Annotated in this window: 11 protein-coding genes; 9 read left to right on the top strand and 2 right to left on the bottom strand. The window is 71.3% G+C overall.

The window, feature by feature from the left end:
- The first annotated feature begins 5 nt into the window (after positions 1-5).
- Positions 6-734: a LytTR family transcriptional regulator DNA-binding domain-containing protein gene (locus tag FZ983_RS04370; protein ID WP_149222330.1), complete on the top strand. Its 729-nt coding sequence runs from the start codon at positions 6-8 to the stop codon at positions 732-734.
- Between the two features lie 144 nt (positions 735-878).
- Positions 879-1,175, top strand: a complete 297-nt coding sequence (cowN, locus tag FZ983_RS04365; protein ID WP_149222329.1) for a N(2)-fixation sustaining protein CowN — start codon at positions 879-881, stop codon at positions 1,173-1,175.
- Between the two features lie 28 nt (positions 1,176-1,203).
- On the opposite strand, the gene FZ983_RS04360 is transcribed toward cowN, so the two are convergent.
- Positions 1,204-2,562: a PQQ-dependent sugar dehydrogenase gene (locus FZ983_RS04360; RefSeq protein WP_149222328.1), complete on the bottom strand. Its 1,359-nt coding sequence runs from the start codon at positions 2,560-2,562 to the stop codon at positions 1,204-1,206.
- Between the two features lie 269 nt (positions 2,563-2,831).
- On the opposite strand from FZ983_RS04360, the gene FZ983_RS04355 reads away from it, so the two are divergent.
- The 6 genes from FZ983_RS04355 to FZ983_RS04330 all read left to right on the top strand — a co-directional run bounded on the left by FZ983_RS04355 (position 2,832) and on the right by FZ983_RS04330 (position 12,327).
- Positions 2,832-6,731, top strand: coding sequence for a response regulator (locus FZ983_RS04355; protein ID WP_149222327.1), 3,900 nt, complete (start codon positions 2,832-2,834; stop codon positions 6,729-6,731).
- Positions 6,732-6,739: 8 nt separating this feature from the next.
- On the top strand, positions 6,740-7,657 hold the full coding sequence (locus tag FZ983_RS04350; protein ID WP_149222326.1) for a PleD family two-component system response regulator: 918 nt from the start codon (positions 6,740-6,742) through the stop codon (positions 7,655-7,657).
- Positions 7,654-8,820, top strand: a complete 1,167-nt coding sequence (locus tag FZ983_RS04345) for a molybdopterin-binding protein (RefSeq protein ID WP_149222325.1) — start codon at positions 7,654-7,656, stop codon at positions 8,818-8,820. The genes FZ983_RS04350 and FZ983_RS04345 overlap by 4 nt, the downstream gene beginning before the upstream one ends.
- 24 nt (positions 8,821-8,844) lie before the next feature.
- The gene (locus FZ983_RS04340) at positions 8,845-10,821 is read left to right on the top strand and encodes a molybdopterin biosynthesis protein (RefSeq protein WP_149222324.1); all 1,977 of its coding nucleotides are present in this window, start codon (positions 8,845-8,847) and stop codon (positions 10,819-10,821) included.
- A gap of 248 nt (positions 10,822-11,069) precedes the next feature.
- Positions 11,070-11,645, top strand: coding sequence for a sigma-70 family RNA polymerase sigma factor (locus FZ983_RS04335; protein WP_149222323.1), 576 nt, complete (start codon positions 11,070-11,072; stop codon positions 11,643-11,645).
- A 10-nt stretch (positions 11,646-11,655) separates the two neighbouring features.
- Positions 11,656-12,327: a ChrR family anti-sigma-E factor gene (locus FZ983_RS04330; protein ID WP_247883568.1), complete on the top strand. Its 672-nt coding sequence runs from the start codon at positions 11,656-11,658 to the stop codon at positions 12,325-12,327.
- A gap of 21 nt (positions 12,328-12,348) precedes the next feature.
- Here FZ983_RS04330 and mtgA read toward each other — a convergent pair whose 3' ends face one another.
- Positions 12,349-13,023: a monofunctional biosynthetic peptidoglycan transglycosylase gene (gene mtgA, locus FZ983_RS04325; protein ID WP_149222321.1), complete on the bottom strand. Its 675-nt coding sequence runs from the start codon at positions 13,021-13,023 to the stop codon at positions 12,349-12,351.
- A gap of 112 nt (positions 13,024-13,135) precedes the next feature.
- Between mtgA and FZ983_RS04320 the strand changes: the two genes are divergently transcribed.
- Positions 13,136-15,901 (top strand): ATP-dependent DNA helicase, encoded by a 2,766-nt coding sequence (locus FZ983_RS04320; protein ID WP_149222320.1) that lies wholly within the window; start codon positions 13,136-13,138, stop codon positions 15,899-15,901.
- The last annotated feature ends 8 nt before the right edge of the window (positions 15,902-15,909 follow it).

Raw genomic sequence — 15,909 nt, 5'->3', positions numbered from 1 at the left:
CGTCCATGGACTACGCGCTGCAGAACATGGACGTCGGGCTGGTGCTGCTGGACAGCGCACGGCGCGTGCTGACCCTCAACCCGGCGGCGGTGCGGCTGCTGGGGGAACGCGCGGCCGGGCTGGTCGGCGCCTATCTGCACGACCTGCACCCGCCCTCGCACCGGGCCAAGGTGGAACTGCTCCTGGCCGCAGCCGGCGATCCGGCCGCTTCGGCCTCCGCCTGTTCGATGATGGTGGCGCTGCCCGGCCGGGTGCTGGTGGTGAAGGCGACCGCGCTGGCGCCCGCCGCCACGGTGGCGGAGGGAAGTGCCGTCACCGCCCTGATGCTGATGGAGGCCGTTCGGCCCGTGGCCTCCGACGCCCAGGCTCTCGCGCCGCCGCCATCCGGCTCCTTGAGCGAACCGCTGGTCAAGCTGCCGGTGGAGAAGGGGCAGGGCATCGTCCTGCTCGACCCGGCGGATGCCGTCTATCTGCAGGCCGACGGCCATTACACCACCGTCCACACCGGCGACGGCGCCTTCTTCTGCGGCCTGCCCCTGTCGGAACTGGAGGCGCGGCTCGACCCGCGGTCCTTCGTGCGCACCCATCGCGGCTACATCGTCAACCTGCGCCATGCCCGCGCGGTGGAGCGGCAGGACGGCCGCGCCGCCTTTGTCATGGCCGCCCCCGGCGCCCCCCGCGTGCCGGTCAGCCGCAACCGGGCCGATGCGCTGAAAAAGCGGTTGGCGCTTTAGGCGTCTCCGTTCACGCAACGATTCCACCGTTCGCGCAGGCCGGATGCCGCTGGTGCAGCATGGCTTGCAGGCAGGGTCGCGGGCGGGAAAGCATCGATGCCATGTTCCCCACCCCCGGCAACCGGCATGAGGAGGCCGCATCCCGTGGACAGCATCGACGCGCCCGACCGTTACGTCTCGTTCAAGGGAATCGATTGCGAGGGCAACAGCCGCCGCATCATCGACCGGCTGTACATGCACATCGACGATCCGGCCAAGACCAACGCCTTCTGGGAGCGGTTCCGCGCCAAGCTGGCAGTTGCCGAGGATCCGCTGAAGCGGCAGGCCGACGGGCTGTGCCTGCTCTGCTCCAACATCTATTACATCGCCGACCTGTTCGAGGAGCACGACGACGAGGAGGGGCTGACGATGCTGCGCCGATTGGAGGACGAGTGCTGTTGACCGGATCGCAGATCGGGCGGCGGTGCGGTCAGGGCTTCGCGGCCGGCTCCGGCTCCCGGTCCGCCGCGGCATAGGCCACCCGCCAGACCGTGCCGGAAGCGTCCTCGGCGATCAGCAGGGCGCCGTCGGCGGAAATCGCCAGTCCGCTCGGCCGGCCCCAGACCCGCGGGGTCTCGTCGCCGTCCGACCGGCTGTCGATGCGGAAGCCGGTGACGAAGGTCTCGTAGGTGCCGGTCGGGCGGTTCTTGTCGAAGGGGGCGGTGTCGAAGGGCACGAAGGCGATGGCGTATCCGGTGGGGCGGGACCGGTTCCACGAGCCGCGCAGAGCCACGAAGGCGCCCATGCGGTAGCGTTCCGGGAAATGGGTGGCATCGCCGAAGACCAGCCCGATCGGCGCGGAATGGGCCTGGAACAGCAGCCCGGGCACCAGCGCCGCCTTGACCAGATCGGGCCGCCGTCCCGCCAGGTCCGGCTGCGGGTTGGCGCCGATGTAGGAATACGGCCAGCCATAGAAGCCGCCGGGGGTCACCGCCGTCAGGAAATCGGGGACCAGCTGGTCGCCCAGCCCGTCGCGCTCGTTCACCACGGCATAGAGGTCTCCGGTGCCCGGCTTGAAGGCGAGGCCGACGGGGTTGCGCAGCCCTCCGGCGAACATGCGCTGGCCGCTGCCGTCGATGCGGAATTCCTGGATGGTGGCGCGCGGTTCCGGCTCCACCCCGATGTTCCCTTCCGACCCGATGCCGACGTAGAAATGCCGGCCGTCCGGCGCCACCGCGACGGAGCGGGTGTTGTGGCCGCCGCGCTTGCCGAAGGCGCCCTCCGGGGTCAGCCGCCGCCGCTCCCCCGCCTGTGCGGTCCCGGCCGTCCAGGGCAGCCGCCACACCCCGTTCAGGTCGCCGACCAGCACCGCACCGTCATGGAAGGCGAGGCCGAAGGGATGATCGAAGCCCTCCGCCCAGACCTGGGCCATCTCCGCGTGGCCATCGCTGTCGCCGTCGCGCAGCAGGGTCAGGGTGCCGGGTCGCTGCTGGGCCACCAGCACGTCGCCGTTTGGCAGGACCAGCAGGTTGCGGGCATTCTCCACCCCGTCGCGGAACAGGGTGACGGTAAAGCCCCGCGGCGCCCGCAGCGGCTGGTCGCCGGGCCGCGGGACCAGCACGGCCTCGTTGGCGACGGCGGGCGTGGCATAGGGCTTGGGCAGCGTTTCCATCCGCACATGCACCTCGGCGCCGACCGTCTGCATAGGGTCCGTCCGCACCGGCCCCGTCATCGCCCCCTGCGCCAGCGCCGTCACGGCCGGGGTCGTGCAGACCGCCAGAGCCAGCAGGCCGGCGCCCAGCAGAGTGGTCGGGGGGAACTTGGCTGGGACGAGGCGGCGGTCGGCCATCGATCGGGCACTTTCAACGGGGCGGGAACGGAAACGGGCGGCATGACAAATATGGGGCACGATGCCGCCGGCCGCGCGCAAAGGCAGGCGGTGCAAGGGGGGCTGTACCGTCGGGGTCCCCCGCAAGCGCCGGATGTCCCCATCGTCACCGTTGCGCACATCAAGTTGCTTGCGGTCACGGAGCGCACCAGACCATACTCCGACCGATGTAGGCGGAAAGGTTGGCGGTGGGCGCCGGCCGATGGCAGCGGTGCGGCGACGGCTCGGCAATGATGGACAGAAACGCGATCGACGCTGCGACTCTTGCCCTGTCGCCCACCCGCACCCGCCTGCTGCTTGCCGCCGCCTTCTCGCTGATCGCATTGCTGGGCATCGGTTTCTGGGGCTATGTGGTCTGGGCCGACCGGACGGAGACGTTGCGCCATGCGCAGGAGCAGGCGCAGGCGTCGGCGCGGCTCATGCAGGAGCATGTGCGCCGGACGGTCGCGACCGCGGACCTCGCCATCCGGCGGACCCAGGACCTCATAAGCCGCTACGGCATGCCGGGGCTGGACACCAACCGCGAGGCATGGATCACCGTCCGTGACATGGTGGACAATCTGCCGGAGATCGCGGCCCTGTGGGTCCATGGTCCCACCGGAGACAATGTGCTGTCCAGCCGCCAGTTTCCGGTGCCGCGCGGCAATGTCGCCGACCGAGCCTATTTCCAGGTTCATCGCGACGGCGCCGAATTCCATGTCGGCGAGCGGATCACCGGCAGGATGACCGGTATCCAATCCTTCACGGTTACCCGGCCGGTGCTGCAGGACGGCCGCTTCCTGGGGGTCGCCCACGCCAACATCGACCTCGACTATTACCGCCAGCTGTACGAGAGCCTGGATCTCGGCGCCGGTTCGGCGGTCGCGGTCTACCGCACCGACGGCAAGCCGGTGCTGCGCTTCCCCGACAGTGAACCGCTGGACGGGCCGGACGGCAGGATTGTGCTGCGTCACGCCGTCGATGCCGCCACCGAGACCTTCGAGGTTGACGGGCCGGTGCCGGGAGAGCGGCGCATCCTGTCCTATCAGCGGGTGCCCACCCTGCCGCTGGTCGTCTTCGTCGCCCTGTCGGAGCGGACGGAACTGGCGGCTTGGCGGGAGCGGGCGGTCCGTGGCGGCATCCTGGTCGGGCTGGCGGTGCTGGCCTGCGCCGGGCTGGCCTATGGTGCCCTGCGCAGCCTGGAGCGCGAGGTGGCCGGCCGCCGCCGGCTGGCCGACACCAATGCCGAACTCGACGCCAAGAAGCGGGAGCTGGAAACCGCCAACGAGGCCTTCGCCAGCGCCAACCGCCGCCTGAACCTGATCCTGCACTCCGCATCCGACAGCATCTGCGGCGTCGACCGCGAGGGGCGGATCACCTTCGCCAATCCCGCCACCTCGGTGCTGACCGGCTATGACAACGAGGAACTTCTGGGCGGCAACCTGCATGCGCTGATCCATTCCCGCCGCGCCGACGGCTCTTCCTTCCCGGCGCTGGAGTGCCCGGTGACCGCGGTGCTGCTGAGCGGGGAAAGCCGGCGCGGGCTGGAGGACACCTACTGGACCAAGGCCGGAAAGCCCTTCCTGGTGGAATACACCGCCTCGCCCATGCTGGCCGACGGCAAGGTGGAGGGGGCGGTGGTGGTCTTTCACGAGATCGCCGAGCGCAAGCGGGCGGAGGCGGCGATGCAGCGCGCCCGGCTGGCGGCGGAGGCGGCGAGCCGCGCCAAGAGCGAGTTCCTGGCCAACATGAGCCACGAGATCCGGACGCCGATGAACGCGATCCTCGGGCTGATCCACCTGATTCAGCAGACGGAGCTGACCGACCGCCAGGCGGACTACGTGCACAAGGTGCGGGTGTCGGCACAGTCGCTTCTGGGCATCCTGAACGACATCCTCGACTTCTCGAAGGTGGAGGCCGGCAAGCTGGAACTGGAGCGGGTCGATTTCCGCCTGGACGACCTGCTACAGACGCTGGCGGTGATCGTCGGCTCCGCCGCCCAGGAAAAGGATATCGACGTCCTGTTCTCCGTGTCGCCGGACGTGCCGCTGGACCTGATCGGCGACCCGCTGCGCCTGCAGCAGATCCTGATCAACCTCGCCGGTAACGCCATCAAGTTCACGGAGGCCGGCGAGGTGGTGGTGGCGGTCAAGGTCCGCTCGCTGTCCAACGACCGCGCCGTGCTGGATTTCGCCGTGCGCGACACCGGCATCGGCATCGCGGCGGAGCAGCGTGAACGGCTGTTCCAGGCCTTCAGCCAAGGCGACAGCTCCACCACCCGGCGCTTCGGCGGCACCGGGTTGGGGCTGGCCATCTGCGCGCGGCTGGTCAGGCTGATGAACGGTGCCATGGAGGTGGAGAGCGAGCCCGGCAAGGGCAGCGTCTTCCGCTTCCGTGCGGAGTTCGGGCTTCATGCCGGGAACGGGGCGGGGATCGGGGCCGGCGCGGCCGGACGGCTGCCGCGTCAGGTCCCGCGCGACCTGACGGTTCTGGTGGTGGACGACAACGCCACCGCGCGCGAGGTGCTGAGCGAGATCGCCGCCGCCTTCGGCTGGGCGGTGACCGCCTGCGCCGACGGGCAGGCCGCCATCGACGAGCTGGAGCGGGCGGCGGCGGCCGGCGACCCCTATGACGTCGTGCTGATGGACTGGAAGATGCCGGGGATGGACGGGATCGAGGCGGCGCGTCGCATCCGCGCCGATGCCCGTGCCGGCACCCCGATGATCATCGTCATCAGCGGTTATGGCCGCGACCGGCTGGGCGCCCGTTTCGAAGAGACCGGTGCCGCCGGGTTCCTGGTGAAGCCGGTCACCGCCTCCACCCTGCTCGACGCCGTCACCGTCGCCTATGCCCGGACGGAGCAGCCCGGCGAGGGCGTCCGCCTCCCCGCCGCCATTCGGGCCCCGGCTTTTCCCACGCTTCGATCCGAAGCGGAGGGCGGCGGGCGTGCGGATGGCGGGCTTTCCGGGGCGGCCTGGGATGCCAGCCGGGCGCTGCACGGCCGCCGGCTGCTGCTGGCCGACGACAATGCCATCAGCCAGCAGGTGGCGCGCGAGATCCTGGAACGGGCGGGGGCGGCCGTCACCGTGGCCGCCACCGGGCGGCAGGCGGTGGACTGCGTGCGCGCGGCCGCCCAGCCCTTCGATGCCGTGCTGCTGGACGTGCAGATGCCGGACATGGACGGGTTCGCGGCGACCGCGGCGATCCGTGCGCTGCCGGGCGGGCGGGATCTGCCGATCATCGCGATGACCGCCAGCGCCTTGCCCGCCGACCGCCAGCGCTGCCTGGACAACGGAATGGACGCCCATGTGCCGAAGCCGCTCGACCTGCCGCAGCTGTTCGCCACGCTGGCCCGCTGGATCGGGCCGCCGCTGGTGGCGATCCGGCCCAGCACGCCCTGCGCGCCCGGACCGATCCCCTCACGCGGCCAGACCATGCTGACCGCCGCGGCCTCTCCCGGCATCACCATGCCGTCCGTCGCGGTGTCGGACCGCTTGGCAGGGGACCTGCCGAGCGACCTGCCAAGTGACCTGCCTGGAATCGATCTGGCCGACGCGCTCAACCGGCTCGGCGACGATGCCGGGCTGTTCCGCCGCTTCGTCGGCCAGTTCGCGTCAGGCTACGGCGATGTCGCCAACCGGATTTCGGCGGCGCTGGGCTCCGGCGACCTGACGACGGCCAAGGGCATCGCGCATGAACTGAAGAGCGTCGCCGGCAATGTCGGCGCCGTGCGCCTGTCTGCCGCCGCCGATGCGGTGCAGATCGCCGCGCAGCAGGGCGATGCCGCCGCGGCCGCCGCCCAGCTGCCGGTGCTGCACGCCGAACTGGCCCTGGTGCTGGAGAGTGCTGCCCGGCTGGCGGCGACAGCCGACGGTCCTGGACGCCCGGCAGGCGCCGGCAACCCCGGCCGGACGGCGGAAAACCTCAAGGAGTTGGCGGAGCGACTGCCGCAGTTCGCAACATTGTTACATGACAGCAACTTCGCAGCGGCGGAAGAGTTCGCTATGCTGGCACCGTTGCTGACGGATTCGGTCGAGCCCTCGACGATCAAGGGGCTCTCATCCGCCATCGACAGTCTGGATTTCATCAAGGCTCTTGGGATCGTGCAGCGGATCGCGCGTGACCTCGGCCTTTCATTGCCGACGGTCTGAACGCGCCCATGGCCGAACCCCGCCCGAAGATATTGGTGGTGGACGATATCCCGTCCAACGTCCATGTGCTCAGCCGTATCCTGAAGGACGATTACGACATCTATTTCGCCACCGATGGCGAAAAGGCGCTGGATCTGGTCCAGGCGCGGATGCCCGACCTTGTCCTTCTGGACATCATGATGCCGGGGATGGACGGCTTCGAGGTATGCCGCCGCATCAAGGCCGACCCGGCCATCCACGACATCCCCGTCATCTTCATCTCCGCCAAGAGCGAGGTGGAGGACGAGACCCGCGGGCTGGAGGTCGGGGCCATCGACTTCATCACCAAGCCGATCAGCCCGCCCATCGTGAAGGCGCGGGTGCGCAACCACCTGCTGCTGAAACGCCAGACCGATCTGCTGCGCAGCCTGTCCTTCCTGGATGGGCTGACCGGCATCGCCAACCGCCGCCGCTTCGACGATGCGATGACCCGCGAATGGCGGCGCTGCGCCCGCTCGCACCTGCCGCTGTCGCTCATCATCCTCGATGTCGACCATTTCAAGGCCTACAACGACCAATACGGCCATCAGGCCGGCGACGAATGCCTGCGCGTGGTGGCCGAGGTGCTGTCGGACCGGGCGAAGCGGCCGAGCGACCTCGTCGCCCGCTATGGCGGAGAGGAGTTCGTCTGCCTGCTGCCGGAGACCGATGGGCCCGGCGCCACCCGTGTCGCCGAGGGATTCCGGGCCGGCGTGGCGGAACGGCGCATCCCGCACGCCCAGTCGCCCGTCGCCCCCTATGTCACCATCAGCCTCGGCGTCGCCACCGTGATCCCGTCTGCCGACGGCAGTCCGGAACGGCTGGCGGAGATGGCCGACCAGTTGCTCTATCGTGCCAAGCGCGCCGGCCGCAACCGCGTGCAGGATGCAACGGTGCCGGCGCTGTGACCGCCACTCCGCCCGCATTCCATGATGTCCGCGGCCGAGGCTTCTCCCGCCGCGCGACGCTGGACGCCGCCTGGGACTGGATCGACGGCCGGGTCGTTCCTCCGGCCGCCCGGCCTTTGCCGCTGGCGGATTGCGCCGGTCTGGTGCTGGCGGAGGCGGTCGTGGCGGCTGGAGACTGGCCGCCGGCCGACCGGGCCGCGACGGACGGCTATGCCGTGGCGGCTGCCGATACGCTGGGTGCCGGCTCCTACAATCCGGTGCCGCTGGTGGGCGCGGTTGCGGTGACGGCCGGCGATCCGCTGCCGCCGGGCTGCGACGCGGTGATCCCCTATGAATCGGCGCAGGCCGCCGGCCCCTTCGTGGAGGCGGTCGATGCCGTGGCGCCCGGCAGCGGGGTGGAGCGCCGGGGCGCCTGGATGGCGGATGGGAGCCCGCTGCTGCCGGCCGGCCGGCGCCTGCGCCCCGCCGACCTCGGCCTGCTCGCCGCCGCCGGGCACCGCATCCTGCCGGTCCTGCCGGCTCCGCGGGTGCGCATTCTGCTGGCCGGCGGTCCCAAGGCCGGCGCGCCGGAGCAGTTGGGGGACATGCTGGCCGCGCTGGTCCGGCGCGACGGCGGCGATGTCGAGGCGGTCGTCCCGCTGCCCGCCGACATGGAAGCGCTGGCTGACGCCTTCACCCGGCCCGGCGCCGACCTGATCCTGTCGGCCGGACGCACCGGCACCGGCCCGGACGATGCGGCGCCGCCCGCTTTGGCGCAGGCCGGCAGCCTCGACCTTCACGGCATCGCCATGCGGCCGGGCGGCAGCGCCGGGTTGGGGATTGCTGGCGGCACGCCGGTCCTGCTGTTGCCAGGGGAGCCGATGGCGGCGCTGGCGGCTTACGAATTGCTGGCCGGGCGCGCGGTGCGGCGTGCCGCCGGCTTGCCCGCCGGGCTGCCCCATGCCACCGTTCAGGCGGTGACCGCGCGCAAGCTGGTTTCGGAGATCGGCTGTCTCGACATGCATCGGGTCCGGCTGGACGACGGGGGCAGGGTGGAGCCGGTGGGTTCGCCCGGCTGGCCGGGATTGGCGGCTGCGGCGCGGGCCGACGGCTTCGTCCTGATCGGGGCGGAAAGCGAAGGCGTGCCGGACGGCGCTGCGGTTACCATGTATCGTTTCGCCTGATCTTTCTCTGCAAGGGTTTGCCGCGTGCACAGTTCCGACCGCAGCCGCGAGGACATCCGCCGTTTCGTTGCCCAGGCCGCCCGCCAGGACCAGTTCCTGGAGGTGGTGAGCGGGGAGGAGGCGCGCGCCCGCTTCCACCGCCATCTCGACCTGTCCCCACGGGGGGAGGAGCGGGTGCCGCTGTCCGCATCCCTCGGCCGCGTGCTGTCGGACGACGTGGTGGCGGATGTGGACGTGCCCGGCTTCGACCGTTCGGTGGTGGACGGCTTCGCCGTGCGTGCCGCCGATACGGTGGGCGCTGCGGAGGACAGCCCGGTCGCCCTGCGCCTGAACGACGAGGTGCTGGCCGCCGGCCATGCCCCCGAACTGACGGTGGAGCCGGGAACCGCCACGGTGATCGCCACCGGCGGCATGCTGCCGCGCGGCGCCGATGCGGTGGTGATGGTTGAGACGACGGAGGCGGTGGAACGCCCCGACGGCCTGTTCGTCACGCTGACCCGGCCCGCTACCCCCGGCGCCTTCGTCGCCGCCGCCGGCTCCGACATCGGCCGGGGCGAGGTGGTGCTGCGTCGGGGGCAAGCGCTGACCTCGCGCGAGATCGGCGTGCTCGCCGCCATCGGGCTGGCCGAGGTCGCAGTGGTGCGCCGCCCGCGCATCGCCATCCTGTCCACCGGCGACGAGATCGTGGCGCCCGGCCAGCCGATCCGCACCGGTGCCGTCTATGACAGCAACGGCGCCATCCTGGCCGCCGCGGTCGCCGAGTTGGGGGCCGAGCCGGTGCCGCTGGGCATCGCTCCGGACGAGGACGCGGCGCTGGAGCGGCTGGTTGCCCGGGGGCTGGGGTGCGACGCGCTGCTGCTGTCGGGCGGCACGTCGAAGGGGGCGGGCGACCGCTCCCACCGCATCGTGGCGCAGCTGAAGGATCCCGGCATCGTCGCCCATGGCGTGGCGCTGAAACCCGGCAAGCCGCTGTGCCTCGCGGTGACCGGCGGCAAGCCGGTGGTGATCCTGCCGGGCTTCCCGACCTCGGCCATGTTCACTTTTCACAGCTTCGTGGCGCCGGTGATCCGCGCTATGGCCGGCCTGCCGCCCGCGACGGCGGAGGAGGTGCCGGCCACCCTGCCGGTGCGGCTGGGGTCGGAGCGCGGGCGCACCGAATATGTCATGGTCTCGCTGGTCCATGGCGCCGACGGGGACGCGCTGGCGGCCTATCCGCTGTCCAAGGGATCGGGCGCCGTCACCGCCTTCAGCCATGCCGACGGCTTCCTCGCCATCGACGCCCAGGCCGAGGCGGTGGAGGCCGGGACGCCGGTCTCGGTCCAGCTGCTCGGCCGGTCGGTGACGCCTGCCGACCTGATCGTGGTGGGCAGCCAGTGCATCGGCCTCAACGCCGTGCTCGGCGGCCTGATCGGCGAGGGGATGACGGTGAAGGCGCTGAATGTCGGCTCGATGGGTGGGCTGGCGGCGGCGCGGCGCGGAGAGTGCGACATCGCGCCGGTCCATCTGATGGATCCCGCCACCGGCACCTACAACACGCCCTTCCTTGCGCCGGGGCTGGAGCTCGTCACCGGCTACCGCCGGATGCAGGGCATCGTCTTCCGCCGCGGCGATCCGCGCTTCGAGGGCAAGTCGGCGGCAGAGGCGGTGGCGGCGGTCGCCGGCGAGGCCGACTGCATCCTGATCAACCGCAATGCCGGCAGCGGCACCCGCATCCTGACCGACCGGCTGCTGGGGCCGGCGCGGCCGACCGGCTACTGGACGCAGGCCAAGTCGCACAATGCCGTCGCCGTCGCGGTGGCGCAGAACCGCGCCGATTGGGGTGTGGCCATCAGGCCGGCGGCGAACCTGTACGGGCTGGGCTTCCTGCCGCTGCAGGAGGAGCATTACGACTTCATCGTCCCCGCCGCCCGCCGCGACCGTCCGGCGGTCCGCCGCTTCGTCGAGGCGCTGGAGACGCCCGAGGTGGCGGAGGCCCTGCGCGCCATGGGGTTCATGCGATAGGGTCCGGCCAATTCTTCCGCCAAATCCGAACAAAATGCCGCAGGTCGGGATTTTTAGTGATCCGACGGCCGGGCAGTTGCGTACCGACGGTCACGATGCGACATACAGCCCGGCGTAACGGCCGGAGGCGTAGGGGACCGGTGCAGGAGACCTGAAAAGGGGCCTGGAAAGGGGAGGGTGCCGCGAATTCCGGGAATGGGTGCCATCCCCGGCTTGTGCGGCGGCCGATGTTCCCCTTGAATGGGTCCATGCAGGACCAGCACACCCCCGCGGCCGACATGGCCCCCAGTCTGGAAGACCTGCTCGTCGCCGTCGGGCGCGAGCGGGACCGTCAGGCGTTCGGGGTCCTGTTCGGCCACTTCGCTCCACGGCTGAAGACGTATCTGCGCCGGTTGGGATGCGATTCCGCCGCCGCGGAAGAGCTTGTTCAGGAGGTCATGCTGTTGGTCTGGCGTCGTGCCGAAACCTATGATCCGATCCATGCCTCGGCCGGCACCTGGGTGTTCACCATCGCGCGCAACAAGCGAATCGACGTGTTGCGCCGCGAGCAGCGGCCGGAGATCGACCCCGACGATCCGGCCCTGGTCCCCGAACCCCAGGAGGCTGCCGACCACCGGATCGAGGCGAAGGAGAGCAGCGGCCGCCTGCGCGCCGCGCTGAAGGACCTGCCGCCCGAACAGGCCGAACTGCTGCGCATGGCCTATTTCGAGGACAAGCCGCACAGCGTCATCTCCGCGGAGCACGGCATCCCGCTGGGCACCGTGAAATCGCGGCTGCGTCTGGCGATGGAGCGCCTGCGCCGGTCGCTGAGGGATGTGGGATGAGGCATTTCCGATGATTCGGCCCAGCCACCATCCGGGCGATACCCTGCTGATCGACTATGCCGGCGGCGCCCTGTGCGAAGGCGCGTCGCTCGCCGTGGCGACCCATCTGGCCTTCTGCCCCGCCTGCCGCCACGAGGTGGCGGAGATGGAGGCGGTCGGCGGCGCCCTGCTCGACGAGCTGGAGCCGGAACCGCTGTCCGACGGCTGCCTGGAAGCGCTGATGGCCCGCCTGGACCATGAGCGGCCGGCGCCCTGCCGTCCTACTCCGAAGCCGCCGGCCGAGCAGTCGCGCTATCCGGAGCCGTTGCGCAGCTATCTGCGCGGCCGTCTCGACCGCGATGGCCGGATCGGGGAGGGCGGTTGGCGCTTCCTGCAGCCGGGCATGCGCTGCATGGATCTGCTGTCAGGTCCGAACGGGACGACCCGGCTGATCCGCATGAAGGGCGGCGTCGGCGTGCCCCGCCACACCCATGGCGGCATCGAGCTGACCGTGGTGCTGGAGGGCGGCTTCTCCGACGAGTTCGGCGCCTTTCTTCCCGGCGACCTCGCCATCGGCGACCCGTCGCTGATCCACCGGCCGGTGTCCGACCCGGAGGGCTGCCTGTGCCTCGCCACCACCATCGGCGGGCTGAGGCTGACCGGTCCGGTCGGGCGGCTGTTCAACCGCTTCATCAAGTTCTAAGGCGAGCCGGCCGGCGGGGCGCTACCGTGCGCAGTCGGCCAGCCCGTCCCGGCGCACCACCGCCATCCGCCGCTCGATCACCCCCGCCCGACGGGCGACATAGGGGCCGGGGCGGGTGGGCGACCAGTTGCGCGGGCTGGGCAGCACCACGGCCAGCAGCGCCGCCTCGCGCCGGGTCAGCGCCGCGGCGGATTTGCCGAAATGGTGCCGCGCCGCGGCCTCCGCGCCATAGACGCCGTCATCCCACTCCACGATGTTCAGATAGACCTCCAGGATGCGGCGCTTGGTCCACAGCCCTTCGATCAGAAGGGTGAACCAGGCCTCCGCCCCCTTGCGGGTCCAACTGCGGTCGGGCCAGAGGAAGGTGTTCTTGGCGGTCTGCTGGCTGATGGTGCTGCCGCCGCGCAGGCGCTTGCCCTCCTCGTTGTCTTCGAAGGCGCCTTCGATCGCGGCCCAGTCGAAGCCGCCATGGCCGCAGAAATTGCTGTCCTCCGACGCGATCACCGCCTCCACCAGGGCTGGCGAGATGCGCTCCAGCGGTTCCCAGTCGCGCGACAGACCGGAGCCGCCCAGCGCCCGGATCAGCATCAGCGGCGTCGCCGGCGGCGGCACGATCCGGTAGAGCGCGGCCCACAGGATGGTGAAGGCCACCAGCCCCGCCACCCCGATCACCGCCCAGCGCAGCAGCTTCCGCATAAAGTCCCGTCTCCGCTCGGCTCCCCCGGACTTCCCTCAATGGGGGGGAAGCGGCGGCCCGTCAACATCCGGCACTCGCTTTGCGGCACGCCACCGCCATATAGTGCCGCCGATGGACCTGACCGCCGACCCCACCCCGATCCACAGCCTGGACGACGCGCCCGCCATGGTGGCCGGCGCGCGCCGCGTCGTGTCGCTGACGCTCGACGGCGAGGTGGAGGAGCTGTCGCTGGCCGCCGCCGCCTCGAAGGTGCGCCGCCAGCCGCCGCTGGTCTGCCATGCCCGTGCCTTCGCCCGCCGGCTGGGGATCGACGGCTTCCCCGCCTTCGACGTGCTGGAGCTGTTCGCCTTCGTCCATCCCGCCCGCTTCTGCGTCCCCACCCCGCGCGGCATCGCCGAGGCGCTCGACCTGCCCACCCCCGAGGGGCACGAGGCGGAGGCGCTGGCCCTGCAGCGCGCCGTGCGCCGGCTGCTGGGCGATCTCGGCGCCGCAGGCCGGGAGGAGTCGTCCGATCCCGTCGCCTTCGCCTGGGAGATGGGGCGCGCCGGGTGGCCCTGGGCGCCCGCGGTGCTGGCCGCACTCGGCAAGCCGGACGGGCCGGAGAAGGGCGCCGCCCGCTCGGGCCTGCGCGTCTGGACCCGCATCAAGGAGTGGGAGGAGGGCGCTCCCCCGCCGCCGCCCGCGCAGAACCCGGTGGACCCGGACGAGGCGCGCCGCCGCCTCGCCGCCATGCTGACGGCCAATGTGCTGGGCAAGGTGGCGGAGCCGCGGCCGCAGCAGGCCGACTATTCCAGCGCGGTGTCCGCCGCCTTCGCCCCGCGCCAGCTGCCCGACACCCCGAATGTCGTGCTGGCGGAGGCCGGGACGGGCGTCGGCAAGACGCTGGGCTATCTGGCGCCGGCCACGGTGTGGGCGGAGAAGAATGGCGGGACGGTGTGGATTTCCACCTACACCCGCAACCTCCAGCACCAGATCGACGCGGAACTCGACCGGCTCTATGCAGACCCGGCGACCAAGGCGCGCAAGGTGGTGCTGCGCAAGGGGCGCGAGAATTACCTGTGCCTGCTGAACCTGGAAGAGGCGGTGCGCGCCATGCCCTTCCAGCCGCACAACGCCATCGGCGTCGGGCTGATGGCGCGCTGGGCGGCGGCGACGCGCGACGGCGACATGACCGGCGGCGACTTCCCCGGCTGGCTGGTCGACATCGCCGGGCGCGGGCCGACCATGGGGCTGGCCGACCGCCGCGGCGAGTGCATCTATTCCGCCTGCGACCACTACGCCCGCTGCTACATCGAGAAGAGCGTGCGCCGGGCGCGCCGCGCCGACATCGTCATCGCCAACCACGCGCTGGTGATGGTGCAGGCGGCGCTTGGCGGCGGCGAGGAGCCGACGCTGCCCAGCCGCTATGTCTTCGACGAGGGACACCATGTCTTCGACGCCGCCGACAGCGCCTTCGCCGGCCACCTGACCTGCCGCGAGACGCAGGAGTTGCGGCGCTGGCTGCTGGGCGCCGAGGAAACCGGCCGCAGCCGCGCCCGCGGCCTGAAGCGCCGGCTGGAGGACATCGTCACCGGCGACGAGGAGGCGCTTCGCCACCTCGACGACATCCTGATGGGTGCCCGCGTCCTGCCCGGCGACGGCTGGTCGGCGCGGCTGGCCGCCGACAACCCGCAGGGGCCGACCGAGCGCTTCCTGCTGCTCGCCCGTCAGCAGGTCTATGCCCGCACCGCCGGGCAGGGCGGCCCTTACAGCCTGGAGGCCGACAAAGCCTATCCGGTGGACGGGCTGCTGGAGGCGGCGGCGGAGCTGGAACAGGCGCTGGTCCGCCTGTCTGAGCCGGTGGAGGCGCTGGCCCGCCGGCTGGCGCAGCGGCTGGAGGACGAGAGCGCCGAGTTGGACTCCGACCAGCGCCGCCGCATCGACGCGCTGTCGCGCAGCCTGCACCGCCGCGGCACCCTGACGGTGGAGGCGTGGCGCGCCATGTTGCGCACCCTGCCGACCGAGACGCCGTCGCATTTCGTCGACTGGTTCGCGGTGGAGCGGATCGACGGGCGCGACGTCGATGTCGGGCTGTACCGCCACTGGGTCGATCCGACGGTTCCATTTGCAGAGGCCTTGGCCGGTCCCGCCCATGGGCTGGTGGTTACCTCGGCCACGCTGACCGACGGCACCGGCGATGTCGGGCAGGACTGGCGCGCCGCGGAGGACCGCTGCGGCGCCAGCCATCTGCCGGCCCCGGCGATCCGCGCCCAGGTCCCGTCGCCCTTCGACTACCCGAACCGCACCCGCGTCTTCGTGGTCAACGACGTGCGCAAGGACGATCTGGGGCAGGTGTCGGCAGCCTACAAATCGCTGTTCCTGGCGGCGGGCGGCGGCGGGCTCGGCCTGTTCACCGCGATCAGCCGCCTGCGCGCCGTGCGCGACCGCATCGCCGAGCCGCTGGATCAGGTCGGCATCCCGCTCTACGCCCAGCATGTCGATCCGCTCGACGTCTCCACCCTGATCGACATCTTCCGCAACGAGGAGCATGCCTGCCTGCTCGGCACCGACGCGGTGCGCGACGGGGTGGACGTGCCGGGCCGCTCGTTGCGGCTCATCGTCTTCGACCGCGTGCCCTGGCCGCGTCCCGACATCCTCCACCGCGCCCGCCGCGAGGCCTTCGGCCGCCGGCGCTACGAGGACATGATCACGCGGCTGCGCCTGAAGCAGGCCTTCGGCCGGTTGGTCCGCCGCGCCGACGACACCGGCGTCTTCGTCCTGCTCGACTCCATGATGCCGAGCCGGCTGGCCGGTGCCTTCCCGGAGGGGGTGGAGATGCGGCGCGTCGGGCTGAAGCAGGCGGTGGAGGAGACGGCGGAGTTTCTGCGGGGGTGGTGAGGCGTTGA

This window comes from Azospirillum sp. B21, from assembly GCF_008364825.1.
Taxonomy (GTDB): Bacteria; Pseudomonadota; Alphaproteobacteria; order Azospirillales; family Azospirillaceae; genus Azospirillum.
This window is presented reverse-complemented; position numbering and strand designations above follow the sequence as displayed.